General features: G+C 63.2%; 23 protein-coding genes and 1 pseudogene. 8 read left to right on the top strand and 16 right to left on the bottom strand.

Annotated elements, in window-relative coordinates; translation table 11 throughout:
• Positions 1 to 37 precede the first annotated feature (37 nt).
• A complete protein-coding gene (locus AC6H4Z_RS21830) occupies positions 38 to 823 on the top strand; it encodes an enoyl-CoA hydratase/isomerase family protein (protein WP_497544085.1) in 786 nt (261 codons plus the stop codon).
• On the opposite strand, the gene AC6H4Z_RS21825 is transcribed toward AC6H4Z_RS21830, so the two are convergent.
• The 3 genes from AC6H4Z_RS21825 to AC6H4Z_RS21815 are packed head-to-tail and all read right to left on the bottom strand — an operon-like array spanning position 824 to position 4,112.
• Positions 824 to 1,585 (bottom strand): DNA polymerase ligase N-terminal domain-containing protein, encoded by a 762-nt coding sequence (locus tag AC6H4Z_RS21825; protein WP_497544084.1) that lies wholly within the window; start codon positions 1,583 to 1,585, stop codon positions 824 to 826.
• A gap of 53 nt (positions 1,586 to 1,638) precedes the next feature.
• On the bottom strand, positions 1,639 to 2,586 hold the full coding sequence (locus tag AC6H4Z_RS21820) for an EamA family transporter (RefSeq protein WP_497544083.1): 948 nt from the start codon (positions 2,584 to 2,586) through the stop codon (positions 1,639 to 1,641).
• A complete protein-coding gene (locus AC6H4Z_RS21815) occupies positions 2,583 to 4,112 on the bottom strand; it encodes a hybrid sensor histidine kinase/response regulator (RefSeq protein WP_497544082.1) in 1,530 nt (509 codons plus the stop codon). Before AC6H4Z_RS21815 ends, AC6H4Z_RS21820 begins: the two co-directional genes overlap by 4 nt.
• A 251-nt stretch (positions 4,113 to 4,363) precedes the next feature.
• On the opposite strand from AC6H4Z_RS21815, the gene AC6H4Z_RS21810 reads away from it, so the two are divergent.
• On the top strand, positions 4,364 to 4,933 hold the full coding sequence (locus AC6H4Z_RS21810; protein ID WP_497544081.1) for a sigma-70 family RNA polymerase sigma factor: 570 nt from the start codon (positions 4,364 to 4,366) through the stop codon (positions 4,931 to 4,933).
• Positions 4,934 to 4,950: 17 nt separating this feature from the next.
• Here AC6H4Z_RS21810 and AC6H4Z_RS21805 read toward each other — a convergent pair whose 3' ends face one another.
• From AC6H4Z_RS21805 to AC6H4Z_RS21790, 4 genes are read right to left on the bottom strand one after another with little or no spacing between them, the layout of a single operon-like run.
• Entirely contained in the window at positions 4,951 to 5,436 is a 486-nt protein-coding gene (locus tag AC6H4Z_RS21805; RefSeq protein WP_497544080.1) for an OsmC family protein, read from the bottom strand.
• A gap of 12 nt (positions 5,437 to 5,448) precedes the next feature.
• Positions 5,449 to 6,336: a sulfurtransferase gene (locus tag AC6H4Z_RS21800; RefSeq protein ID WP_497544079.1), complete on the bottom strand. Its 888-nt coding sequence runs from the start codon at positions 6,334 to 6,336 to the stop codon at positions 5,449 to 5,451.
• Between the two features lie 13 nt (positions 6,337 to 6,349).
• Entirely contained in the window at positions 6,350 to 6,682 is a 333-nt protein-coding gene (locus AC6H4Z_RS21795; protein ID WP_497544078.1) for a tRNA-binding protein, read from the bottom strand.
• A gap of 25 nt (positions 6,683 to 6,707) precedes the next feature.
• Positions 6,708 to 7,511, bottom strand: a complete 804-nt coding sequence (locus AC6H4Z_RS21790; RefSeq protein WP_497544077.1) for an alpha/beta hydrolase — start codon at positions 7,509 to 7,511, stop codon at positions 6,708 to 6,710.
• A 129-nt stretch (positions 7,512 to 7,640) separates the two neighbouring features.
• On the opposite strand from AC6H4Z_RS21790, the gene AC6H4Z_RS21785 reads away from it, so the two are divergent.
• A complete protein-coding gene (locus tag AC6H4Z_RS21785) occupies positions 7,641 to 7,925 on the top strand; it encodes a (2Fe-2S) ferredoxin domain-containing protein (RefSeq protein ID WP_497544076.1) in 285 nt (94 codons plus the stop codon).
• Positions 7,926 to 7,947: 22 nt separating this feature from the next.
• Here the strand turns inward: AC6H4Z_RS21785 and AC6H4Z_RS21780 are convergent, their stop codons facing one another.
• Positions 7,948 to 8,271, bottom strand: coding sequence for an HNH endonuclease (locus tag AC6H4Z_RS21780; RefSeq protein ID WP_497544075.1), 324 nt, complete (start codon positions 8,269 to 8,271; stop codon positions 7,948 to 7,950).
• A gap of 140 nt (positions 8,272 to 8,411) precedes the next feature.
• Between AC6H4Z_RS21780 and AC6H4Z_RS21775 the strand changes: the two genes are divergently transcribed.
• Entirely contained in the window at positions 8,412 to 8,591 is a 180-nt protein-coding gene (locus tag AC6H4Z_RS21775; protein WP_497544074.1) for a hypothetical protein, read from the top strand.
• An 8-nt stretch (positions 8,592 to 8,599) separates the two neighbouring features.
• Here AC6H4Z_RS21775 and AC6H4Z_RS21770 read toward each other — a convergent pair whose 3' ends face one another.
• Together AC6H4Z_RS21770 and AC6H4Z_RS21765 are read right to left on the bottom strand one after the other, a co-directional pair.
• The gene (locus tag AC6H4Z_RS21770; RefSeq protein ID WP_497544073.1) at positions 8,600 to 9,526 is read right to left on the bottom strand and encodes a TerC family protein; all 927 of its coding nucleotides are present in this window, start codon (positions 9,524 to 9,526) and stop codon (positions 8,600 to 8,602) included.
• 38 nt (positions 9,527 to 9,564) lie between these two features.
• Positions 9,565 to 10,905, bottom strand: coding sequence for an SMP-30/gluconolactonase/LRE family protein (locus tag AC6H4Z_RS21765; RefSeq protein ID WP_497544072.1), 1,341 nt, complete (start codon positions 10,903 to 10,905; stop codon positions 9,565 to 9,567).
• Between the two features lie 168 nt (positions 10,906 to 11,073).
• On the opposite strand from AC6H4Z_RS21765, the gene AC6H4Z_RS21760 reads away from it, so the two are divergent.
• Entirely contained in the window at positions 11,074 to 11,781 is a 708-nt protein-coding gene (locus tag AC6H4Z_RS21760) for an energy transducer TonB (protein WP_497544071.1), read from the top strand.
• Here the strand turns inward: AC6H4Z_RS21760 and AC6H4Z_RS21755 are convergent.
• Together AC6H4Z_RS21755 and AC6H4Z_RS21750 are read right to left on the bottom strand one after the other, a co-directional pair.
• Positions 11,778 to 12,581, bottom strand: coding sequence for a LytR/AlgR family response regulator transcription factor (locus AC6H4Z_RS21755; RefSeq protein ID WP_497544070.1), 804 nt, complete (start codon positions 12,579 to 12,581; stop codon positions 11,778 to 11,780). The two genes, AC6H4Z_RS21760 and AC6H4Z_RS21755, sit on opposite strands and share 4 nt — an antisense overlap.
• 1 nt (position 12,582) lies before the next feature.
• Complete coding sequence (locus tag AC6H4Z_RS21750) at positions 12,583 to 14,457, bottom strand: sensor histidine kinase (RefSeq protein ID WP_497544069.1); 1,875 nt, start codon at positions 14,455 to 14,457, stop codon at positions 12,583 to 12,585.
• A 123-nt stretch (positions 14,458 to 14,580) separates the two neighbouring features.
• Between AC6H4Z_RS21750 and AC6H4Z_RS21745 the strand changes: the two genes are divergently transcribed.
• Entirely contained in the window at positions 14,581 to 16,194 is a 1,614-nt protein-coding gene (locus tag AC6H4Z_RS21745) for an amidohydrolase (RefSeq protein ID WP_497544068.1), read from the top strand.
• Between the two features lie 103 nt (positions 16,195 to 16,297).
• Here the strand turns inward: AC6H4Z_RS21745 and AC6H4Z_RS21740 are convergent, their stop codons facing one another.
• Positions 16,298 to 18,406 (bottom strand): alpha-ketoacid dehydrogenase subunit alpha/beta, encoded by a 2,109-nt coding sequence (locus tag AC6H4Z_RS21740; RefSeq protein ID WP_497544067.1) that lies wholly within the window; start codon positions 18,404 to 18,406, stop codon positions 16,298 to 16,300.
• 15 nt (positions 18,407 to 18,421) lie between these two features.
• Entirely contained in the window at positions 18,422 to 20,197 is a 1,776-nt protein-coding gene (locus AC6H4Z_RS21735; protein WP_497544066.1) for a diguanylate cyclase domain-containing protein, read from the bottom strand.
• Positions 20,198 to 20,287: 90 nt separating this feature from the next.
• Here AC6H4Z_RS21735 and AC6H4Z_RS21730 point away from each other — a divergent pair, with 90 nt between their 5' ends.
• Entirely contained in the window at positions 20,288 to 20,959 is a 672-nt protein-coding gene (locus AC6H4Z_RS21730; protein WP_497544065.1) for an HIT family protein, read from the top strand.
• Positions 20,960 to 21,219: 260 nt separating this feature from the next.
• The gene (locus tag AC6H4Z_RS21725; protein ID WP_497544064.1) at positions 21,220 to 21,627 is read left to right on the top strand and encodes an HNH endonuclease; all 408 of its coding nucleotides are present in this window, start codon (positions 21,220 to 21,222) and stop codon (positions 21,625 to 21,627) included.
• A 49-nt stretch (positions 21,628 to 21,676) separates the two neighbouring features.
• On the opposite strand, the gene AC6H4Z_RS21720 is transcribed toward AC6H4Z_RS21725, so the two are convergent.
• Together AC6H4Z_RS21720 and AC6H4Z_RS21715 are read right to left on the bottom strand one after the other, a co-directional pair.
• Positions 21,677 to 22,480: an NAD+ synthase gene (locus AC6H4Z_RS21720; protein ID WP_497547074.1), complete on the bottom strand. Its 804-nt coding sequence runs from the start codon at positions 22,478 to 22,480 to the stop codon at positions 21,677 to 21,679.
• A 228-nt stretch (positions 22,481 to 22,708) separates the two neighbouring features.
• Positions 22,709 to 23,515, bottom strand: a pseudogene (locus AC6H4Z_RS21715) (nitrilase-related carbon-nitrogen hydrolase); the annotation flags it as partial.
• Positions 23,516 to 23,526 lie beyond the last annotated feature (11 nt).

Below are 23,526 nucleotides of genomic sequence, written 5' to 3'. Positions count from 1 at the left end.
CTAGCTTCCAGCAGTCCAAACAGACCGCGATCGCCACATGCCGTCTCTGCTTCGTTCGACGTCGCCCACGGGCGTCCACACAATCACGCTGAATCGTCCGGATCGACTGAACGCCGTCGATCCGGAATTGGCCGACGAGCTACCGCGCGCCATCGACATCGCCGCGGCCGAGGACGCGATCCGTGTCATCGTGATCACGGGAGCTGGTCGTGGCTTTTGCTCCGGCCTCGATCTGTCGACGCCACCGCGCCTTCCCGACGCAACGCGCGCGGAGCGGCTCGATCCATTCGCGTGGGTCGGGCGATGGGTGCTGTCCATGATGCGCTGCGAAAAACCGGTGATCGCCGCGGTCAACGGACCTGCGGCCGGCGCTGGTTTCGGACTCGCGCTCGCCGCGGACATTCGTCTGGTCTCGACCAATGCGCGCATGACTGCGGGCTACGTTCGTCGCGCGCTCAGCCCGGATGCGGGTGTGAGCTTCTTGCTTCCGCGCCTCGTCGGATTGTCGCGGGCGACTGAGATTCTGTTCACTGGTCGCGACATCGACGCTACCGAGGCCGAACGTATCGGACTCGCGTCGATGGTGATTGCCGACGACGGCTTTGGCGACCACGTGCACGAGTACGCCGAGCGACTCGCCGCCGGGCCGCCGACCGCGCTGGCGCTGACCAAGCGACTTCTTGCCTCCAGCCTCGACGTGCCGCTCGAGGCGCAACTCGAGCGAGAACTCGCCTACATCAAGACGTGCTTCGCGTCGAACGACGTCGCCGAGGCGATGGCTTCGTTTAGCGAGAAGCGCCGCCCTGTGTTCAAGGGCCGCTGACTAAGCGGCCTTTCGCTTTGCGGTGCGGCGCCGCGCCGCTGTCTTGCGCGCTTTCTTCGCGGTTTTCTTGGCGGTCGACTTCTTCTTCACGCTCACGGTCTTCTTGTCGCTTCGCCACACGCGAGAGCGGCCGTTTGCGATCTGCTCCATCGTTCGATCGCTCTTTACCGACGTGATGGCTTTCCCAACGACATCCAGCTTTGCCGACGCGTAGTCGTCGCGATGCTTGATGAGCAGCCATTGATTGCGCGCCGCGCGGTCTCGTTTCATTCGCACGAGCACCCATCCGCCGAGCATTCGCTTTCCGTGCAGGATGACCTTGAGATCGCCGCGCTCGTAGCCATCGCGTAGCGACTCCACGCCGCCGCCATCCTGGGCTTCGTACGTTCCGCGGTCCCAGAGCATCACCGTTCCGCCGCCGTATTCGCCTTCCGGAATCGTTCCTTCGAAGGTGTTGTAGTCGAGCGGATGATCCTCGACTTCCATTGCGAGACGGCGCACGCGTGGATCGTAGCTCGGGCCTTTTGGAACAGCCCAACTCTTCATCACACCGTCGAGCTCGAGGCGAAGGTCGAAATGCAGGTGCGATGCAGCGTGCTTCTGAATCACGAACGCGAGCGAGCGCTTCGACCGAGCGCTCGTCGACTTGCCCGACGGCTCCTTCGTCTTCGTGAAGTCGCGTTTCTTCCGATACTCGGCGAGTGGAGCGCGTTTGCTCGTCGCGCGCTTACGTCGCGACGGGCGCTTGGATTTGGTAGCCATGGCCAGCGTGAGCTCGGCAACAGCCGCGCCACCATGGTCGCGAGAACTCGTCGCTACGCGGCCGCGCCGATCATTGCGACGCCAGCGAGAATCACCGCCGCGGCGCCGAGGGTTCGTCCGGTGACAGGTTCGCCGGCGATCGCCCAGCCAAGGAAAACGGCCACGAGAGGATTCACGTACGCGTACGTCGACGCTTTGGCCGGTGAGACCGCTTTGAGCAGGAAGATGTACGCGGTGAAGCCGATCAGCGATCCGAACGTCACGAGATAGATCCAGCCGGTCCATGCGGGTACGCCAATCTGCGCAACGTGCAGGTCGCCGAGTTCGCCGCGTGCAATGCCGACGACGATCAACCCCACGCTCCCACCGAGCATCTGGATGCCTGTCGATAGCGCGGCCGATTCAGGTCGATGGGCAACGCGGTTGAAAACCGACCCGCACGCCCACGCGGCCGACGCGGCAACGAGAACGATTGCCGCGATCGCATCGACGCTGCCGTGTCCGGTCGTCGCGTCGAATCCAACGAGCACGATTAGCCCGGCAAAACCGACGACGAGACCCAGCAACACGCCGGTCCGTGGTCGCTTTCCGCCGGGCCGTGCCCAGTCGATAACGACCATCCATAGAGGAACGACCGCAACGAGCAGTGCTGCAAGACCCGACGGCACCCGCTGCTCAGCCCAGCCGACTGCGCCGTTGCCGCAGCAAAGCATGAGCAAACCGGCAATCGTCGCGTCACGCCACTGCAGCTTCTGCGGTGCCGCGGCGCCTCGCGCGCGCGCCCAACCGTAAAGCAGCGCGCCCGAAACGAGGAACCGACCACCGCTCATGAGGAAGGGTGGAATGTCGGCGACCGCGTATCGAATCGCGAGGTACGTGGATCCCCAGATGATGTAGACGGCTACGAACGCCGCGATGATGCGAGAGCGTGGGTAGTGCTCCTGTGGCGTGGGCGGCGGCTCGAGCCGAGGCATCCACGCGCGCGCTCTCGTTGCGGTCAATCGCCCTCGATGAGCCGTCGAAGCTCTTCGACGTCGTAGGGTCGCGCCACGAGGGCGGCACCCGGGATCGGTGTAGGGAGAACCTGCGCGTCGAGCGCAGTGGAAACGGACAACACGAATCGAGCGGCGACGCAACCGGGAAGGGCCCGCAGCACTGCGGCCAACGGAGTTCCTTCGCGGTCGACCAGGCGCGCATCGCACACGACCGCGTCGAACGACGTCTGCTCGGCGAGTCGGCGAGCGAGCTCACCGCTCCCGGCGTTGATGACAGCGTGACCGCGCGCTGTGAGAAAACGCTCGACGAACATCAGGTCGGACGCTCCCTGGTCCACCACGAGTACATCGAGTGGTCGCGATGCCTTTACGCTCGGCGCAGGCAGGACCGATTCGGCGGCGATGGGCAGTCGGACGATGAATCGCGCGCCAGTCTGCATTCCCGTTTCCAGCGAGATCGTTCCGCCGTGGTCGACGATGATACTGTGAACCACCGACAGACCGAGGCCGGTCCCCTCGCCTTCGTCCTTCGTGGTCCAGAACGGATCCCAGATTTTGGATTGAACGTTCTCGGGAATTCCTGGTCCGTTGTCTTCGACTTCGATCGCGACCTCGTTCCCTTCCTGCCGCGTGCGAATCGCAATTCTCGGCGGCCGTACTGGGGCGTGGGAATCCGTGGCGGCGTGGAGTGCTTGCTCCGCATTGGTCAGCAGGTTGAGCATGACCTGCTCGAGCTGTGCGCGGTCGCCGTGAACGAGTGGCAACGCAGGCTGCAACTCGACGCTGCAGGCGATGCCCGCGGTTTCGAGCGAGTACCGTCGCGTGCGTGCGATGTATCCGACGATGTCATTCACGTCGGTGGCGACGCGTCGTTCGACGTCTCGCTTCCGCGTCAATGCGAGCAGGTCTTTGACGATCGTTGCCGAACGAATCGCTTCGTGGTTGATCGTTTCGAGTGCCGCGCGATCTTCTGACGGCCACGGTTTCTTGAGCAGCAGTTGTGCGAAGCCCATGATCGCGGCGAGCGGATTGTTCAGCTCGTGGGCGACGCCGGCGAGAGTCGTCCCAAGGCTCGCCATGCGCTCACTTCGTCTCAGTAGCTCATCATGGCGTTGGCGTTCGGTGACGTCCTCGACGATGCCGTCGTAGGCAACCAGTTCGCCGTCGGTGTCGTGCAGCCGACGAACCAAGACCCGCACGGTGATCGCGCTCCCATCTCGGCGCTTCCATCGCGTGCTCACCCATTCGGGAAACGCGGCGCCGGCTGGGCGACCGCGCAGCCGCTCTCGCTCTTCTGGATCGAGATACAAATCGCGCGCGAGATCCAGCGCGAGCAGATCCCGAGCGGAAGTGTACCCGAGCATCGCGGCGAGGACCGAATTCGCTTCGAGAAAGCGGCCGTCGGGTGTTGATCGATAGACGCCGTAGCCCACGCGCTCGATGAGGAGTGCGTAGCGCTGCTCGCTATTTGTGAGCGCTTCGGTCAATGCGACGTCGGCGGCGCGGGGAGTGGTCGCTTCGCGGGGAGTCATCGGGGGAACTGCGGGCTTCACCTACAGGAACGGAACTAAGATTAACCAACGGCTGGCGAAACCGTTGTCATCTTGGCGGCCTAATTAACATCGGATACGGCGAGTTAACTAGGGTATTCTTCCGCGCCGAGCTCTGGATGACCAAATTGCCTAGCGCCGAGGTTATCCGGAGTGTAGCCTGATCATTGGGGCGTGACCCGTCAACAGGCCTTTTTGCGTTCTAATACTTTACCAGTCAACTATTCACTCACGTGCAATACACTAATAACGCATTCGTTGATAGACACGCCGCCTTCGAGTTGGAGGCGATTCCCTGGATCGAGGACGTCTACAGGTTCGCCCTCTCCCTGACGCGTGATGAGTCCGACGCCGACGACGTCGTGCAGGACACCTTCCTTCGCGCCTATCGGTCCTGGCACACCTATCTGCCAGGGAGCGACTGTCGCCGCTGGCTGTTCACCATTTGTCGCAACGTGTTTCTCCGGTCGCGCGAGCGGGTGCGTCCAATGGTGGAACTGGACGCGGCCGACGCCGAGCAGATCGCGGCCGACTCAGCGCAGCTCGGAGGAAGCAGGGACGGTTTCGATGATGCGTCGTCGCGGCTCGACCTGGGGCCGGCGATCAACCTGGCGCTCGCCAAGGTTCCGGAGCCGTTCCGGTCGACGCTCATCATCGTCGACGTCGAGGATCAATCGTACGAGTCGGCCGCTGAGACACTTGGCGTGCCGATCGGAACCGTTCGTTCGCGGTTGTTCCGCGGGCGTCGGCTCATGCAAGAGCAGCTACATACGTACGCGATGGATTTGGGGCTCGCCTCGTAAGCGAGCCCCATCGACAACTACTGCGCTTCGGTCCAGACCTGCTGTTGGATTGGACCTCCGAGCTCGCCATTCAACTTCAGGCGAGCCTCGGCAACGATGTCCGGCGCAAGCGACGCGGCGACCGAACAGTACCGTTCGAACGACAGCTGGATCGCCCGCTCGGCGTGCTCGCGCTCGATTCCCGTTCCTTCGATGTCGTATTCGATCTGAATGTGTCGAAGGCGACGAGGCGCTTCTGGCCGCCGCTCGCCGACGATACGTACGCTCATGCGCTCGACCGGCGTACGACGTTTGGCAATGATCTCGATGACGTCGACGCTCGCGCACGCCGCCAACGCGTTGAGTAGCGTCTCGACTGGGCCCGGTGCTTCCTTCGCGTTCGCGTCGATTCGATGGGTGCGTCCGGCGGGGCCGGCATCGAACAAGCGCTCGCCGCGCCACGTGATTTCGGAGCGCGTAATGACCGGCTTCGGGGCCGGCGGCGTGGTCTCGGTAGATGACACGTTAAAGAATCCTTATTTCTCGATTGGTGCACGGACGGCATTTCCCCACTCGGTCCAGCTGCCGTCGTAGTTTCGAACGTTCTCGTACCCGAGCAAATATCGCAGAACGAACCAGGTATGACTGGAGCGCTCTCCGATCCGGCAATAAGCCACGACGTTGTCCGCGGCCGAGAGTCCCTGTTCCTGCTCGTAGATCGCACGCAGCTCGCTGGCGGGTTTGAAGGTTCCGTCCGGATTTGCCGCGCGTGCCCATGGTACGCTCTTCGCGCCAGGGATGTGACCGCCGCGAATCGCGCCCTCCTGCGGGTACTCCGGCATGTGCAGCTTCTTGCCGGAATACTCGTCGGGCGAGCGAACGTCGACGAGCTTGCCCTTCGACTCGACGTGCTTGCGCACGTCGTTCATGAAGGCGCGCACTGGCTCGTCGTTTCTTGCTCGCGCCGTGTAGTTGGATCGGCCCTTCACGACCGGTGCGTCCGTGTTCATTGGACGGCCTTCAGCTTCCCACTTCAGCCGACCACCATCAAGCAGCTTGGCGTTCGTGAATCCGAAGAGTTGGAACACCCAGAACGCGTATGCTGCCCACCAATTGTTCTTGTCGCCGTAAAAGATCACCGTCGTCGACTCGTCGATATTTCGAGCGCGCAGCAGTTCTTGAAACTGCTCCGTGCTCACGTAGTCGCGAACCACGGCGTCGTTGAGGTCGGTGTGCCAGTCGACCTTGAAGGCTCCGGGAATGTGTCCCGTCTCGTACAACAACACATCTTCGTCGCTCTCGATGATTCGAATGTTCGCATCGCCGAGATGCGCGGCGAGCCACTCGGTGCTGACGAGCGAATCGGGGTGCGCGTAGCCCTTTGCAACGATCGGTGTGTCGGATGTCCCTGCAGCTGCCGCCATGTTGATCTCCGTCCTATCCGATGCGCGTTCCGTTCGCGACCGGACGTTCGAGCGAAAGCAGTATCACCTCGGTGGATGTGGGCATTCCACCGAGGACGAGGACTTCGCTGGTGAAACCCGCGATGCGTCGTGGGCCGAGGTTCACGGCGGCGACGACCTGTCGACCGATGAGCTGCTCCGGTGCGTAGTGCACCGTGAGCTGCGCGCTCGACCGCTTCACGCCGAGCTCGGCGCCGAAGTCGATTGCGAGCTTGATCGACGGCTTCCTCGCCTCGGGGAAGGGCTCAGCCTCGAGCACCGTTCCTACCCGCATGTCGATCGCGAAAAAGTCGTCGGCCGTGGCCATTCGAAAAAGATATCCCCCTCGGCCGTCAGGTGCCGCGGGTGCCTTCGCGGTGCTCGATCCACTGCTGGACGCGCCGGGCGAGTTGCTCCCAGTCGGGCTCGAGGATGATCATGTGGCCGCGACCCGATACAGTCTCGAGCTCGGCGTCATATCGCTTCGCGATACGCGCGACGATGCGGGCCGGAACGAAATGATCGTGTTCAGCGGCTATGACCAGCATGGGGCAGCGAACACGCTCGCGATCGACCGGAACGCCACCGACCGACATTTCACGCGCGGCATGACCGCTATCGGGAACGAGCATGTCGAGCAGCGCATCCTTTCGGTTTTCAGGCACGCAATTCATCACGATCTCGCGCAAATCGTCACGGCCGGGATGAATGGCGCGTGAGCGGAAGAGCGCGGGCAGGTATCTGAGCTGTCGGATCGCGACGCGAGGCGAGAAAATGCTGATTCCGCGCGGCGGTGCCGGCGTGATCAACACCGCGGCGCTCACAATTCCGCGTTCGGCCAGTTTCTGCGCAATGAGACCGCCCATCGAGTGCCCGACGACGGTTGTCGCACCGACGTGCCGCGCGACGTCGGCAGCATCGTCGGTGTAGTCGTCGATCGAAACGCGGCCGATATCGACGGTTGGTCTGCTGCCGGCACGACCGCGAAGGTGAACGGCGTACGCCGGTACGCCATTGGCCGCGAAGAACTCCAGCCATGACGTCCACACCGAGGCGTCAGCCAGAAAGCCGTGAACGAACAACACCGGATTGTGCCGCTGCTCGGCGGGGCGTGCGCAGAGCACGGCCAGCTCGCCACCACGAATGGTTTCGATCATTGATAGTGAAGATGGGTCATCACTGCCGGGTTGACGAGCCAGCCGATGGTCAATTGGAGCTGAACTCGCTATTCATGCACATGCATGCCCGCATCGGCCGCACCGCGTATGGACCCGTACTCCCGTCACGTGCTCGTCTGCGTGGGCGGCTTTTGCTCGCCCGACCAGCGAGGGCGGGAGCTGTATCAGCTGTTGCCGTCGCTGTTGCAGCGAGAAGGCCTGCTGTTCGGCCCCGATCGCGTGAAGCGAGGTGAAACGCCCTGCCTCGGCGTGTGCACGGGTGGTCCGATCGTCGTCGTGTATCCGGACGGTGTGTGGTACGGCGGAGTGACGCCCGCGCTCCTCGAACGGATCGTCGTTGAGCATCTGCGCGGTGGTCGCGTAGTGGAGGAGGCGGTTTTTCATCGCTTGTAGTGCGAGCGACGCCGATACCCGGCTAAGCTTTCTTCACTGCGGTGCGGCCAGCCGCGAGATCGTCCAGCTCCTCCTGGACCAGCCGCAGAAGTCTCGGCCAGACGTGTGTGGCGTAGCGAAAGAAGTTCTCGCGTGCCGCAGGGTGCGCAAAGAGAAATTCGCTGAGGCGTTGGTGACCTTTGAGCGTGTTGCACGCCTTACACGCGGCCACTAAGTTGCCCTCCGAGCGGTCGCCTCCGCGAACGCGGGGCTGCACGTGGTCGAGCGAAAGTTCGTCCGCGGTGAACTGCTCGCCGCAGTAGACGCATCGATTTTCGTCGCGGTCGAAGATTCCGCTTCGTTTCAATGGACAACCTCCCAAAGCCGCGACGGATAGTCCTTGATCGGGCGAGAAAGTTTCTGTTGGATCAGATCGACGTTGGTCCGCAGCCTCGCCCCGACGACGAACCGCCCCGTCTGACCTTTCAAGCCCTCGAGAAGACTCGTATGTCACGCTCCCGCGAACGTATTCTGGCCAACCTCGACGAGATGTACCGCGAAGCGTTCGAACGGGCCAAGGCTACGGGCGACGACGCGCAGATGGCGACGCTCGATTTCGCCTATCGCCGCGAGCAGCTCTATTTCGAAATTCTGCTCGACGTTCGCGACGCAACCGAGAAGAGGTAAACTCGGGCCTAGTGCCCGGCCTCTTTCTTCGGCCAAACGATGCTGGCAATGATCGACAGAGCCAGCACGCCAAGGATGATCGCCAGCGATAGGACGATGTTGATGTGGAAGAAGCTCTCGCCGAGCATCTTCACGCCGACGAACGTCAGGATTACGGCGAGCCCGTACTTGAGCAGATAGAACTTGTCGACGACCGCGGCAAGCAGGAAATAGAGCGACCGCAGTCCCAAGATCGCGAAGATGTTCGACGTGAAGACGATGAAAGGATCCGTCGTCACGCCGAAGATCGCGGGAATGGAGTCGACGGCGAAGATCAGGTCGGTGAACTCGACCAGAATGAGCACGAGCAGCAGCGGCGTCGCCAGGCGACGTCCCGCCTCCATGACGAAGAAGTGCTTGCCGCTGTAGCTCGCCGTCATTGGAATGAAGCGTCGCACGAGCCGAACGATCGCGTTCTCCTCGCCCTGAAACTCCTCGTCCCGTTTGATCGCCATCCGAATGCCGGTGATCACGAGCATCGCGCCGAACACGTACAGAATCCAGCTAAAGCGCGCGATCAGGACCGAACCGAGGCCGATGAAGATGCCTCGCATGACGAGCGCGCCGAGAATTCCGTAGAACAGCACTCGGTGCTGACAATTCTTCGGTACTCGGAAGTACTCGAAGATCAAAACGATGACGAAGATGTTGTCGATGCTGAGCGATTCCTCGATGATGTAACCGGTGAGGAATGTCAGACTGACTTCGCGGCCGTAGAAGTAGAAGAGGCCGGCGGCGAAGATGAGCGCCAGCGTCACCCATACCACCGTCCAGATGGCGGCTTCTTTCGGCCGAACTTCGTGCGGACTGCGATGGAAGACGCCAAGGTCCAGGGAGAGCATCGCGAGTACGAACCCGATGAACCCGACCCAGAACCAAATGTTGGTGTTGATCATGTTCTGGGAAAATTACCCAGAAGCCCCACCAGACGCGGCTACGGATGCGGAAGCGGCGCGGCCAAAAGAATGGGTGCCGTAAGAGGCTTGTCGGTTTTTCGCCGACCGAGCGCGTCGTATTTCTCCCACTGGCTGTTCGCGACGTAGACGAATTCGCGACCCACGACTGTCCCAATCGTTGGCTCGTCAGCCACCGCCAAGTTCCGATCGATCAGCTCGGTCCGGACGATTCGCGCACCAGCAGCGTCGAGCACGAAGCGAATGATCCGAGCGGGGACAACGCCATTCTGAACGGCCACGATCGCGCCGGAATCCCATGCGAGCCCGTCGCACCCGAGCGCGGTGGAATTCGGCGCATCGGGCAGGCGACTGACTACACCCGTTGCCAGATCGACGCGCAAAAGCCCGTGAGAGTAGTCGGCCAGATACAACCGCTTACCGTCTGGTGACGGGGCGAGACCTTGAAGCGAGCGGAAGAGCGGGTTGCGAATCGCCTCGAGTGTGTCGCCGTTGGGCCTAAGTCGATAGAGGACTGGGTCATCCGAATCGGTGACGAAGACGTCGCCGAGCGGCCCGATGACAAGATCGCCGAGCGTGTGTCCTGCAGGAACCGCCGGCAGGTCCCATCGTCGTTCGACAGCGCCGTCGGCTATTCGAATTCTCAGCAATGCCGCAACCGCGGTATCGGCGACACGAAACGCTGGCGACGCTCGGACGCTCGATGTGGTGGCCCACAGCACGCCGCGCTGCGCATCGGCGCGCACGCCGAGAATCGCGGCGATGGGCCTGCGATCGATTGGCGTAATGATTCGACTGCTACCGTCTGGCCGAAGCTCGGCGATGATACCGTGACCGGCGCTCGCGACATAGAAACGTTGCGTACGCGGATCATAGTCCATGCCTTCTGGCCAGAAAGTGGAATCCGCGAGCGTCGCGCGAACGTGACTCCGCGCCAGCGGGCGCCGATTCGCATCGTGTTCCGCTCGTGCCACGGCGAAGGACGGCGATCTGTTGAGCCACGTGAAGGTTTGATCTGCGCCGAGGTCACGACCGAGACCCAGCGCCGCGTACCGGCGCAGTGCATCGATCGCCGAGGCACTGTCATGACTGCGGGCCGCGAGAACGGCGTTCGCCCAGAGATACGACGGTTGCAAAGGCCACGATTCCGCGGCATGAGCAATCTCCAATCGAGCGGCGACGGTGTCGTGAAGTTGCAGTGCCGACGCAGCTCGACCCCACGCTGTGCGCGCGACGCTCGCCGAGTCGACGCTGGGAATTCCGGTTGGAAGCTGTGCGCTGGCGGTGCGAAACGAGGCAATCGCGACAGCGGCGATCCAGAGCGTGCGTACTGCGCACTGTGAGTTGATGACATTGGGCACGAGGCATCATGAGCGCGCATGGCAGTCGCGGCCATCAGTGCGGGACGAATCGAGAATCGCCGCGGGTTCGAACGCCGGTGTCTGGGGCGAGTCGTTTCGTCCCTCGGCGGAAACGGTTCGCACCGAGATTCTAGAAGCATCGTGCCCCGCAGCGCATGGTACAGGCGTATGATGCGACTCTGGAAGACGTCCTACGCTCGTCCGGTCTCGACGAGCAATGCGGGAATCGTGAGCGTCGTGACGCACGCGGTGGTGATTGCCGCGTGGGTGATCGTCACGTTGCCCGCAGCGTCGCTTCCATCAGACAGCTTTGCGAATCGCGCGTACTACATACCGCCGCCCAACAAGCCGATGGTGCCGCGCGAGACGCACGAGGTCGTGCACTACCTCACGCTCACACCCGGTTTGGGATTGGGGCCGGGTCCGACCGATATCGATGCGCGACGGCCGAGCACCGCGCTTGTGACGTCGAAAGCCCCCGGTGGTGAGCGCGCCGATTCGGTGACGCCGCCGCCACCGCCGCCGGTAGTCGGCGAACCTGCGGGCGACTCGGTGTTCACGGAGCTCGACGTCGACAGCGTGGTCGTTCGATCGCAGAGCAGCGCGGCGCCCGCATATCCGCTCGACCTGCTATCGAAGCGCGTCGAGGGGGGAGTGGTCGCGCGCTACGTAGTGGACACCACCGGTTTCGCCGACACCACGTCGCTCGAGATCGTGAGCTCGACGCATCCGGAGTTCATCCGGTCGGTACGCGACGCGCTGCCGTACATGCGCTTTTCGCCCGCGAAGATCGGAACGCACAAGGTGCGTCAACTCGTGGAGCAGGGATTCACCTTCCGCATCACGCCCACCGTGGCGGGCGGCGCAAAGCCCTAACGCTCCTCCTCGGCAGCCTCGTTTCGAGCGCCGAGTCTGGCGTGCAAACGCTCGCGATAGGTGCGTGAGAGGCGCAGCTTCGCGCCATTGCGAAGCACCACGATGGCGTCGCCGGCAAACCAGGGCTGCACTTCGACGATTCGATCGACGTTCACGATGTATCGTCGATGAATGCGGATGAACGAGCGCGAATCGAGCTGCGGTTCGATTGCCGCAGCCGTCATGCGAATGAGATGGCTGCCACCGCCGACGTGAAGGCGCATGTAGTTGCCGTCGGTTTCCCACCAATCAACGTCGGCGGTGCGAACGATCTTGAGCACGCCATCGACTTTGACTGCGACGCGATCCAACGGCTGCTTGCCATTTTGCGGCTTGTTGTGTGCGACGTAGTCGGTCAGCAGCGCGCGGATGCGGTCGTCGTCCACGTTGCGAGAGTCGCCCTGCAAACGCTCCTTCGCTCGGCCAAAGGCGTCTCGGAAGCGCGCCGTGTCGAAGGGCTTGAGCAGGTAGTCCACGGCGTGTACGTCGAAGGCGCGCACGGCGTACTGATCGAACGCGGTTACGAACACCGTCGCCGGGCCTGCCTTGCCGGAGATCTCGCGCAACACACCAAAGCCGTCGAGGTCCGGCATCTGGACGTCGAGAAAGAGCAGCCGTGGTTGGAGTTTGAGCGTTTGCTCAACAGCCTCGCGTCCGCCGGCACACGCGCTAACCACCTCGGCCTCGCCGGTTTCCTCGATGAGGCGAACGAGGCGACGGCGGGCGATCTTTTCGTCGTCGGCAACAATGACAGTCAGCATTTCAGGCACTCAGGGTGAAGTCGTGCGGGTAGGCACCGCTGTCGCGCAGCGCAGCGACGGCAGCTTCGAGAGCGCGTTCACGGTCGGCGGTCATACCTCGCTCATCGGTGCTCTCGAGAGCGAGACGGAGGTAGTCGGCGAGGCGCGCGAGCTGTGTTTCGGTGAGCGCTGGATCGTGGCGCACCGTTTCAGCGATTCCGTCGAGTGAACGAAGTAGCACTGGAGGAATTGCCTGGAGCTTGGCCGCGCGAGCCTGCGCAGCGGCGACCGCCGCGGTCAGGTCCATCGACGCGGCTTCGCGCGCACGGAGCCATTCGAGCAGCACGCCGCGATGTCCGATCGCCGCGAGCACGAGATAAATCGCAAACCCAACGATCAACGTGAGCTGCCACTCCGGCGCGAGCAGCGGACCAACTCGATTGGTGAGACGCTGCAACAGCGCGACGTGAATCATTGTCGTAAGGCCGCCTGCGAGCAGAAGGCCGGTGGCGCGAAGCACCAATCGATGTGGGCGAATCGGAAAGCGCTTGGCGCCGGCGATCACCAGCGGCGTGAGTAACGCCCAGATGAGCGCGGACGTCATGTCTTTCCGCGCGATCGACGCCCACGAGGCTGTGCCGAGTCGTCCGCGCATCTGAAGGAAGACGAAACTTTGCTGCGTCCAGACGAGACCGCACAGCAGCCACGTCACAACGATCGAGACCGCGGGATTTCGCAGCGCGGCGGGAACGCGCAGCACGCGAAGGTCCGTGTCGCCGATCGATACCGGAGTGCTGTCTGGTTCCGTCGTTGCCACATGTTCGCCGCGCCGCCGCACGGGAATAGTCAACTCGGCGATCGTGCCGCCGGCGCTACTGTTCACGAGTCGCAAGCGATCGTCGTCGCCATACATGATTGCCAGGCGATCGCGGACGTTGGTGAGGCCAATGCCATGGCCACCCGTGGAAGACGCCGCCATGAGCCCAACGCCGTTGTCCGAAACGCGCACGATCAGTTTGTCGCGTTCGACGACCGCAGAAATGTCGATCGTACCCGCGGCGCTGCGACCGCTCAGTCCGTGACGTATCGCGTTCTCGACGAGCGGCTGGAGAATGAAGCGCGGTAGCAGGCACTCGACGGCGTCGTCGGCGACCTGATAGTCGATCGTCAGCCAGTCGGCAAAGCGAATGCGCTGAATGTCGAGATACGGCTCAATGCCCACGATCTCCTCGCCCAGCGTTACTTCGTCGCTCTTACGAGCGAGCGCGGTACGGAAGATCGAGATCAGCTGTCGAAGAACGCGGTTGGCCGTAGCGGGCGCGTCGTACGCGAGTTCCGAAACGGCACCGAGCGAATTGAAGAGAAAGTGCGGTTGGAGCTGCGCCTCGAGGTAGTCGAGCCGCGCGCGGCTGAGCGACGTCTCGAGTCGCTTGGCGAGGTGCTGTCGAGCGACCAGGGCACCGCGCACGAGCAACGCTTCCGACACTGCCACGACCGCGACGTAGCTCACGATGTCGAAGTCGAGGTAGTAGACGAGAAAAGCCCAGAACGGTGTGATCTGTCGCGCCGGATCGATGGCCAGCATGATGGCGCGGGTGACCACGGTGTCCGCGAGCGCGGCCAGAAAGAGCGACGGGAGGTGCAGGAGAATGAGCACCAGCACGCTCGGCGCGATCGCGCGCACGGTGCGATGCCACGCCGCGATGGCAAAGCTCATCGACGCCCACAGCACTGCGATCGCGAGGTCGACCTCGACCAACGATACGAGCTGAGCCGGCCCCCGCCGCGCCAGCGCGATCGACAGCACCACCTGCATGCCGAAGAACGCGACCCACGCGCCGGTTACGAGCGAGACAGACTTGAGCGTTCGTATCGTTCGCGTGTTTGGGCGAGACATGGCCGGCATGACATGAAAGGTCGCAGTTTTACCGCGCGCGTGGGGCGTGCGAGGGGCGGAATGCGCCGGGCGTGGGTCGGCCCGTTTGCCGAAGGGCCGAAACGGACTAAGCTATCTGGCGGTATGACTCTCGACAGCGATAGCGGGACACGCGACGACTCGATTGCGGTCGTCAACGCGCGGGTCTGGACTGGCGATTCGCGCCGTCCGTGGGCCGACGCACTTCTTACGAGCGGCGATCAGATCGCCACCGTTGGTGCGAGTGCGGAGGTCATGAAGCGGGCGCAGCCGGCGACGCGCGTGATCGATGCGCGCGGAATGCTCGTCGTGCCGGGCTTCATCGATTCTCACATCCATTTCCTACAAGGCGGGCTCGGCTTGTCGTCAGTGCAGTTGCGTGATGCAACGACGCCCGAGGAATTCACGCGACGTATCGCGGATTTTGCGCGGTCGCGGCCAGCGGGAACGTGGATTCGAAACGGCGACTGGGATCACGAGTTGTGGGGCGGGGAACTGCCGCGGCGCGAGTGGATCGATGCGTACACGGGAGATCATCCAGTGTGGGTGAATCGGCTCGACGGCCACATGTCGCTAGCGAACAGCGCGGCGCTGCGCGTGGCCGGAGTGACGCGCGATACGGCTGACGTTGCTGGCGGGACGATCGTACGCGACGAGCGCGGCGAGCCGACTGGAGTTCTGAAAGACAATGCACAGCAGCTCGTGTTGCGTGCTGCTCCGCCACTGTCGAACGCGGAGCTCGACGACGCACTTGCCGCAGCGATGCGATTCGTCGCGAGCCATGGCGTGACGTCTGTGCACCACATGGGAACGTGGGAAGATCTTGAAGTCTTCGAGCGCGCGTGGAAGAGTGGGAGGCTTGCGACTCGCATCTACGCCGCAGTGCCGATCGACACGTGGGCGCGACTCAGAGATCGCGTCAGCGCGACCGGTCGCGGCGACGCCTGGCTCGGCATTGGCGCGCTGAAGGGTTTCGTTGACGGATCGCTCGGATCGCACACGGCCGCGATGCTCGAGCCGTTCGACGACGCACCGAACGATCGCGGTCTATTCGTCAACACGGAGGAGGACCTCTACGCGTGGACGAAGGCGGCGGACGCCGAGGGCTTGAGCATGATCGTGCACGCAATCGGTGATCACGCGATTCGTGTGCAGCTCGACATTTACGAGCGCGTGATTCGCGAAAACGGCGCGCGCGATCGTCGTTTCCGGATCGAACACGCGCAGCATCTGAGCGCGCCCGACGTTCCTCGTTTCAAGTCGCTGGGAGTGATTGCAAGCGCGCAGCCGTATCATGCGATCGACGACGGACGCTGGGCCGAGCGATTGATCGGCCACGAGCGAGCGAAACTCACGTACGCGTTTCGCGCGCTGCTCGATGCCGGCGCACGAGTAGCGTTTGGCAGCGATTGGTTCGTCGCGCCGCCCACGCCACTCGAAGGCATCTACGCCGCCGTCACTCGGCGAACGCTCGACGGTAAGCAGCCAGATGGGTGGATTCCCGAGCAGCGCATCACAGTTGAAGAAGCGTTGCGCGCCTACACGATCGACGCCGCATTCGCGTCGTTCGACGAAGCGCGGAAAGGAAGTCTGGAACGCGGCAAGCTGGCCGACTTTGCGATCATCGATCGGGATATTACCAGAATTCCCGGCGCGGAAATTTGGGACGCAAAAATCGCGATGACTGTTGCGGGGGGGCGAGTGGTATACGGAGACTAGGTCACTGGTCTGAGGTCACTGGTCTGAGGGTTGAAACGAAAAAAACGGGTCGCGGCACTCGCCGCGACCCGTTTCCTTGCCTCTAGTGCCCAGCGCCTAGCGCCTAGAACTTCACAATCTCCTCACACGCCTTTTTCACATCTTCGATCTGCGGGAGGATCGCGTCTTCGAGACGCGGTGCGTAGCCGACGAACGTGTCTGTCGACGCGACACGCTTGACCGGCGCGTCGAGCCAGGCGAAGCAGTCATCGGAGATACGAGCGGCGATTTCGGCGCCGTAGCCCCATGAGATCGAATCTTCATAGAGCACGATGGCGCGATTCGTCTTCTTGACCGACTCGTACACCGTTTCCTGATCCCACGGCGACAGGGTGCGGAGGTCGATCACTTCGACGGACAATCCTTCATCTGCGAGCTGGTTCGCCGCGGCAAAGGCGCGCTGAACCGTTGCGCCGTAGGTGACGACCGTAACATCCGTACCCTCACGCACGACCTTCGCCTTGCCGAACGGAATCATGAAGTTCGGACCCGGGTACGCGGCCTTGTTGTACGTCTGCCGGTACAGGTGCTTGTGTTCGAGGAAGATCACCGGATCGTCGCAACGAATTGCGGTGCGCAGCAGGCCGTTGGCGTCAAGCGCCGTGGCGGGGCAGACGACTCGCAAGCCGGGGCAATGCGTGAACAATGAAGCGCCCGTCTGCGAGTGATAGATCGCGCCGCGAATGTATCCGCCATACGTGGTGCGGATGACGACTGGCGCGCTGAAGTCGTTGTTCGAGCGCCAACGCATCGTCGCGAGCTCGTCGCGAATTTGCATGTACGCCGGCCAAATGTAGTCGAAGAACTGCACCTCGACGACCGGCTTGAAGCCGCGAATCGCGAGACCAATCGCGCGTCCGACAATCGTCGCTTCGGCGAGCGGCGAGTTGTACACGCGAGCGCTGCCGAATTCCTTCTGCAGGCCCCACGTCACTTTGAACACACCGCCCTTGCCCTTGACCTTGCCGAGGTGCTCTTCGCGCGACACGTCGGCAACGTCTTCGCCGAACATGAGGATCTTGTCATCACGCCGCATTTCGTCGCGCATGCAGGCGTTGAGCAGATCGACCATGGTCGTTTCGTTGCCCGAGAACTGCGGATCGTCTTCCGTGTCGAACTGTTCGCTCGTCGGATCGATGTCGGGCGAATACACGAAGTCGTAAACCGTCTCCGGCCCAGGCTGTTCCGCTGCCAGTGCTGCGTCCGTTGCGGCGAGGACTTCGGCTTCGACCTCTTCCTGGATCTTCGTGATCTGAGCGTCGGTCGCGTACCTTTGGGCAACGAGCCACTTCGGGAACTGCGTGATCGGATCGCGCAGGGCTTCCGCTTCGCGCTCGGCGGCCGGGCGATACAACACTTCGTCGTCGGACAGCGAGTGTGAGTACGGACGGATGACGTGCGCGTGAATCAGCGCCGGTCCCTTCCGTTTGCGTGCGTAGTCCACAGCGCGCTGAAGCGCCTGATAGCTCGCGATCAGGTCGCAGCCATCAACTTCCTCGATATAGAGATCGGGAAAGGACTTCACGAGCTTGGAGATGCTACCGCCCGCCGTGTTCACTTCGACCGGGACGGAGATCGCGTAGCCGTTGTCTTCGACGAGATAGACGACCGGCAGCTTGAGGTTCGACGCGTTGTTCAGCGACTCCCAGAACTCGCCTTCGCTGGTCGTGCCGTCACCGGTCGAGCAGAACACCACCTCATCCTCTTCGAAACCCTCGGTGATCTTGAGGAGTTTCGCACGCATCGTCGCTTCTGCGGAGCCGACGGCTTGCAGGAACTGCGTGCCGGTTGGCGACGAATTCGAGACGATGTTGAGCTTCTTATGACCCCAGTGACTCGGCATCTGCCGGCCGCCGGAATTCGGATCGCTGGCAGCCCCGACCGCGGACAGCAGCATCTCTTCGCCCGTCATGCCGAGCGACAGACAGAGTGCGCGATCGCGATAGTACGTGTAGAACCAATCGTACGTCGGTTTGAACACCAAGCCAGCAGCAGCCAGCACAGCCTCGTGGCCGGCGCCGGATATCTGGAAGAAGATCTTGTTCTGTCGCTTGAGCTGAATCTCCTTGTCGTCCAAACGGCGCGACAGGAGCATGGTGCGATACGCGCCCACGAGCTGGTCGGGGGTCAGGCCGGCGGTGTTTTTACGCTCGGCACGCGTGGTTGTCGCCATGGGTCTCCACGTGGGTTAAGCCATCGCGGGAAAACTAACGTCCGAGGCGGCCTCCGGGGATCCTCCAGCACCGGTCACGTAACGGTCGCCCCCGGCCGACTTGGCCGCGTACATGGCCGCGTCGGCCGCCCGGAGCAACTCGCCCGACGTCATGGCGCGGTCGAACGTGTCGGGCACGGTGCCCTGGTTCGGCCGAGTGGTCGCGATTCCGATGCTGGCGCGAATCGAGACGGCCACGCCTTCGCAGTTGATCGGGTTGTGGAGCGCGCGGAGAATACGGTTGGCCACGGCATCGGCCTCGGCCGAGTCGCGGACCTCGAGCAGCACGGCGAACTCGTCGCCGCCAAGACGGGCGATGAGGTCTGTCCCGCGGGTGGAATCCCGGAGCCGGGCCGCCACCGAGATGAGGACTTCGTCGCCTGCGGCGTGGCCGTAGGTATCGTTCACCGGCTTGAAGTCATCCAGGTCGATGAACATGACGGCGACGTCGGTCGCGTCGCGCGCCTTGCCCAAGCCACCGGGCGCAAGGAGCTCGCGGATGCGCGATTCGAAGCGTGAGCGGTTCACCAGGCCGGTCAGCGAGTCATGCTCCGCGCGATGCGCGAGGTCCGCTTCGCGGCGGCGGCTGTGGGTCACGTCGCGCACCACGAACTGTCGAACCAGCTCGCCGCCAATCGAGTCGGCGATCTCCGCGACTTCCACGTGGAGCACACTTCCGTCGAGCTGGGTCCACGTGGCGAGTCGGACTCCACCTGAGCGCGCGTCGGGGCCGCGCTCGTCGAACTTGAGAAAGCGGTCGATTGTCGACGCGATGACGTCGCTTCGGTTCTGCGCGCCAGCAAGCGCAATCGCCGCCGGGTTCGCCGAGCGAATGCGCGTGTCGGCGCACATGAGCACGGCGTCGGGCGCGAGCTCGACGAGGCGGCGATACCGCTCATCACTGGAGCTCTTTTCCTCGAGCGTGCGCTTGATGTACGACGACACGCTGTCGGCCAACACCTGGAGCTCGTGCCCGTCGACGTCGAGGTTCTCGTGCGATTCGTCGGCGTTTCCGGAAAGAAGCTGCGTGTTGATTGCGCCAATGCGGCTCGCCAGCGACCGGCTGACCTGCTGCCACGTGCTCCAACCGACGAGGATGAGCAGCGCGTACGAGATGGCGAGCAGCAGCCAGGCGGTGCGCGCCGCCTGATCGGCGAGGTACTCGGCCTCGACAGCGACGATGACCATCGATCGTGCGTTGGCTGCACCTCCGCGAAGTGATGCCGCAACGAGCAGGTAGGGGCGACGATCGATCGTCATCGCGGTGCGGCCGACATCGGTCGACGGCCACGCCTCGGCGAGTCGTGTTCTGAGTATTTCGGAGTCGAATCGTGGATCGGCCACGGTGATCACGCACGTCGTGCGGCAGCCGTCAGTTCCAGCGGCGACAAAGGCGATGTCGGGGTCTTTCGTCCGAAAAAGAGCGAGGCGCAGCTGCGTGTCCGCAGCGCCGAGGCCGAATGGATTTCGCTCGAGTGCATCGGCGAGTGCGCGTACATCGGAAGTGTGTCGCTCGGCGAGTTCACGCAGGCCGGTGTGGACCACGGCGACGGTCGCGACCGTCGCGAGAACGGCAAATCCGAAGGCCAGCAACGTCACGGTGCGGAGGGCAAGCACAGTGGCGATACCACGCGACCGGAGACGCGATAGCGGAAGAACCACGGCGACGACGACCAGGGGCGCCAGGATCGCCAGTCCAAGCGGCAACCACGCCTGAACTGGTAGTGCCAGGTGCATCAGCCAGAGGTTCATGTCTCAAGTTTCGACCGCCGCCGCGTCCGGCTAAAGCCGGACATCGCACTGGCACCCGGCGTGCGATACTCGAGTCCGGAGGCTCCCCATATGACAAGCGATCATTCGAACTGCACCTTCTGCAACCTGATCCATGGGTCCGCTGAGGTGTCGATCTGCCACGAGGACGCGGACGCCATCGCGTTCATGGACATCCAGCCGGTGAACAATGGGCACGTGCTGGTTGTGCCTCGCGAACACCACGAGTCGCTCCTCGACGTTCCGGAGGAGCTGGGTGTGCACCTGTTCAAGGTGACCATGCGCTTGGCGAATGCGGTGCGCGACGTGTCCGGATGCCGAGCCATGAACATTGTCGTGAATAGTGGCGCTGAAGCTGGTCAGGACGAGCCGCACTATCACGTTCACATCATTCCGCGGCGCGAAGGTGACGGTTTCGACATTCCGCTGCCGTTCGACGGCTCGCAGATGCCGGATCGTACCGTGCTCGATGCATATGCTGCGCGAATCATCGCGGCGTTGCGCGATCCGATGCGTACGGAGCCCGAAGGTTCAGCGGCCGATTCCTCGCACGACCGCGCTGAGCGTAGCATTTCCGTTCCGACGTTCCGCGAGTCGCCACCGCGATCGCCGAACGTGGCGCGCGACGCAGACGATTCGTTGCGGACAGATGACGGAACCCACCGTGAGCGTTGGCGTATCAATGAGGGACCGCACGGCGAGCTCCAGTACGAGCCGAATGCGGACAACGGTGACGCATCCTGACGTTGTTGTTTCTCAACAGCCTCTTGCGCGTCACGTGACAAGATTGCATTTGTTCGGCGCGCGCGACTTCACACCGTGCGCACTCACGGAGGCTGATGCAACCACTCGTCCGACATCGAGGATCATGTCGAGCGCCGCGATTACGATCGCGACGCGCGAGTTCCAGTCTCCCACCTAGCCGCCAGACATCACTGATCGGCGCGACACCCCGCCACGGGAATCTTCCCGTCTCGGGGTGTTGCCTTTTTAGCGAGGTGACATTGTCACGACGTCGGCACTTTCACCGTGTTTCCCTCCCCCGCGCGCCGCGCGTCGGTCGCCGAACCAAGGCGATCATCCAACCAGGCAACCAAAAGCGAGCGATCAAACGCGCAGCCATGCGCGACTGTGGCCACAGATGTGTGTACTGCGCGGCTCTGCTCGAGTTCGATTTTGCAACGCTGGATCACGTGCATCCGCTGTCGCATGGTGGGGCGCACGTTTCAGGGAACGTCGTGTTGGCGTGTGGTCGCTGCAATCGATTGAAGGGCGACCTGTTGCCAACAGAATTCTTTGCGCGCTATCCGTGGGCCGGTCAGAACTTCATCGCGTACGCGCGTGCCGTGCACCGAACCCTCAAGCGATGCGCGCGTCGTGCGGTGAGTCTCGCCTTCGCTCGAGCGGCGTGACGTCGTAGTACCAGCGTGAGCGCGCATCGGGCGCGCTCACGCCGAATTGTTAGTAGTCCACCGGCCGCAGATAGCTCTCGCCGATTGCCGTCGAGCTGAGCATCGCGACCGTGGGCAGGCGTCGCTTCCAGTGCGTGCTCTCCACGCGCTTCTCGACCAGCGCCACTTCCGCTCCGTCGAAACCGCGCGCCGCTAATTCGGCGGGCGTGTACCCGTACAGCAGCCAGTTCAGAATCTCATCGGCTTTGGCGTACGTGATTCCGAAGTCGCCTTCGTCCGTCTGGCCTGCAACGAGATCCGCCGTGGGCGGCTTGTCGACGATCACGCTCGGAATGCCGAGGTGTCTCGCGAGCGCGAGCACCTGGGTCTTGAATAGATCGCCGAGCGGATTGATTGGCGGCGAGTCATCGGCATGCCAGGTGAAGTAGCCGAATAGTCGCTCCGTCTTATTGCCGGTGCCGAGCGGCACGCCGCGAAGTTTGGCGGCGAGATCGAAGAGCGTGATCATGCGCATGCGCGCCATCACGTTTCCGCGACGACCAGGCTCCGCGTCCGGCTCATTCGACAGATAGCCGTCGACTGCCGCGCTGATGTCGATGGTGCGCGATTGAATTCCGGCGCCGTCGATGACGAGTTGGCCGTGCTGGAGGCTCTCCTGGCTCGACGTTCGGTAAGGCATTCGCACACCGAGCACATTCTCCGGCCCAAGCGCGCGCGCGGCGAGGTAGGCCGTCACGGCCGAATCGACTCCGCCGGAAACGCCGATCACCGCTTGCTTGAATCCGCGACGGTTCATCTCGGCGCGAATGAACTCGACGAGCCACTGCTCGGTCAGCGCGGCATCGATGTTCATGGGCGCGGGCGCTGGATCGCAGGACGGGGCCACGCGCACGACAGCGAGTGGCCCCGTTTGCGCACCACCTCGGTCGGTCGCATTCAGACCGCGCGGCGTCTCGATGGCAGCCGGATCGAAAGCAAACGTGCTCGGGGCCCCGGCCATCACCGCATCGATGCTCTGTCGCAGGTGCGGCACCATGGTCTCGAGATCGGCGATCAGCGGCATGTCGGCGCGCGCGCGCGTCACGTCGGCGAGATCGGCTGTGACCGAAAGGATCGCGTCATCCCACAAGGGCGCGCGGCCGCGCGACTCGCCCTTGGGTCCCGCGACAAACGAACCGCCGGGGAAAACCTTTCCGCCCTCGCTGCCAACGAGGCTCGTGAGGGTCATGTACACCCCATGCTCGTCGGCCATGTCGCGAATGAGCCGATCCCACCGGCTGATGCTCGCCGGCCCGGGAACGTCGTCGGACTTGGGCCACGGACCACGGGCCGGCGGCGCAGCGCAAACGAAAATGATCTGCGCGCCGTCGAGCGCCGCAATCGTGCCAGTCAGACTATGCCAGGCATCCTCGCAAACGAGCATTGCCGCGCGACCCCACGGCGTGTCGAAGGCACGAACCTCGCGACCGCGTTCGACGAAGCGCTCTTCGTCGAACAGCCCATATGTCGGCAGGAAAACCTTTCGGTGCACGTGACGAATTTCCGGATCACCTGCGCCGAGCGTCACATACATCGAGCTATTGTACTGCTTATTGTTCCAGATCTCGTAAAACCCAATGACGACGTCGAGAGGCTTGCCAGACGGCACCGACTTTCGATAGACGACATCGAGGTCGCGGGCGAGGGTTCCAGCGGTCACGGAGTTGTCGCGGACGCCACCCTCGAGGAAGTAGCCCGTCAGCGCGCTCTCGGCCAACGCCAGGACCATGGGTCGAGGCGTGAGCTGATCCAGCTGCGTGAACACCGGACCGAGCCGTTCCAAATTGCCGGCGTAGTCGCCCTTTCGGGGCCGGATTTGCGCCAAAGCGAGGTGAACGAGCGGAGCCATGCTTCAAAGCT

The sequence above is a fragment of the Leucogemmata humicola genome, from assembly GCF_055379415.1.
The sequence above is the reverse complement of the archived record's forward strand: the minus strand, read 5'-3'. Positions and strand labels throughout refer to the sequence as shown.

What these genes read in the sequence shown, in the direction of transcription:
- AC6H4Z_RS21740 (WP_497544067.1), bottom strand. Translation starts at nt 18,406, where the DNA reads ATGGCGACAACCACGCGTGCCGAGCGTAAAAACACCGCCGGCCTGACC.
- AC6H4Z_RS21790 (WP_497544077.1), bottom strand. Translation starts at nt 7,511, where the DNA reads ATGATCGAAACCATTCGTGGTGGCGAGCTGGCCGTGCTCTGCGCACGC.
- AC6H4Z_RS21800 (WP_497544079.1), bottom strand. Translation starts at nt 6,336, where the DNA reads ATGGCGGCAGCTGCAGGGACATCCGACACACCGATCGTTGCAAAGGGC.
- AC6H4Z_RS21830 (WP_497544085.1), top strand. Translation starts at nt 38, where the DNA reads ATGCCGTCTCTGCTTCGTTCGACGTCGCCCACGGGCGTCCACACAATC.
- AC6H4Z_RS21775 (WP_497544074.1), top strand. Translation starts at nt 8,412, where the DNA reads ATGTCACGCTCCCGCGAACGTATTCTGGCCAACCTCGACGAGATGTAC.
- AC6H4Z_RS21760 (WP_497544071.1), top strand. Translation starts at nt 11,074, where the DNA reads ATGATGCGACTCTGGAAGACGTCCTACGCTCGTCCGGTCTCGACGAGC.
- AC6H4Z_RS21815 (WP_497544082.1), bottom strand. Translation starts at nt 4,112, where the DNA reads ATGACTCCCCGCGAAGCGACCACTCCCCGCGCCGCCGACGTCGCATTG.
- AC6H4Z_RS21750 (WP_497544069.1), bottom strand. Translation starts at nt 14,457, where the DNA reads ATGTCTCGCCCAAACACGCGAACGATACGAACGCTCAAGTCTGTCTCG.
- AC6H4Z_RS21745 (WP_497544068.1), top strand. Translation starts at nt 14,581, where the DNA reads ATGACTCTCGACAGCGATAGCGGGACACGCGACGACTCGATTGCGGTC.
- AC6H4Z_RS21730 (WP_497544065.1), top strand. Translation starts at nt 20,288, where the DNA reads ATGACAAGCGATCATTCGAACTGCACCTTCTGCAACCTGATCCATGGG.
- AC6H4Z_RS21795 (WP_497544078.1), bottom strand. Translation starts at nt 6,682, where the DNA reads ATGGCCACGGCCGACGACTTTTTCGCGATCGACATGCGGGTAGGAACG.
- AC6H4Z_RS21755 (WP_497544070.1), bottom strand. Translation starts at nt 12,581, where the DNA reads ATGCTGACTGTCATTGTTGCCGACGACGAAAAGATCGCCCGCCGTCGC.
- AC6H4Z_RS21825 (WP_497544084.1), bottom strand. Translation starts at nt 1,585, where the DNA reads ATGGCTACCAAATCCAAGCGCCCGTCGCGACGTAAGCGCGCGACGAGC.
- AC6H4Z_RS21770 (WP_497544073.1), bottom strand. Translation starts at nt 9,526, where the DNA reads ATGATCAACACCAACATTTGGTTCTGGGTCGGGTTCATCGGGTTCGTA.
- AC6H4Z_RS21720 (WP_497547074.1), bottom strand. Translation starts at nt 22,480, where the DNA reads ATGAACATCGATGCCGCGCTGACCGAGCAGTGGCTCGTCGAGTTCATT.
- AC6H4Z_RS21735 (WP_497544066.1), bottom strand. Translation starts at nt 20,197, where the DNA reads ATGAACCTCTGGCTGATGCACCTGGCACTACCAGTTCAGGCGTGGTTG.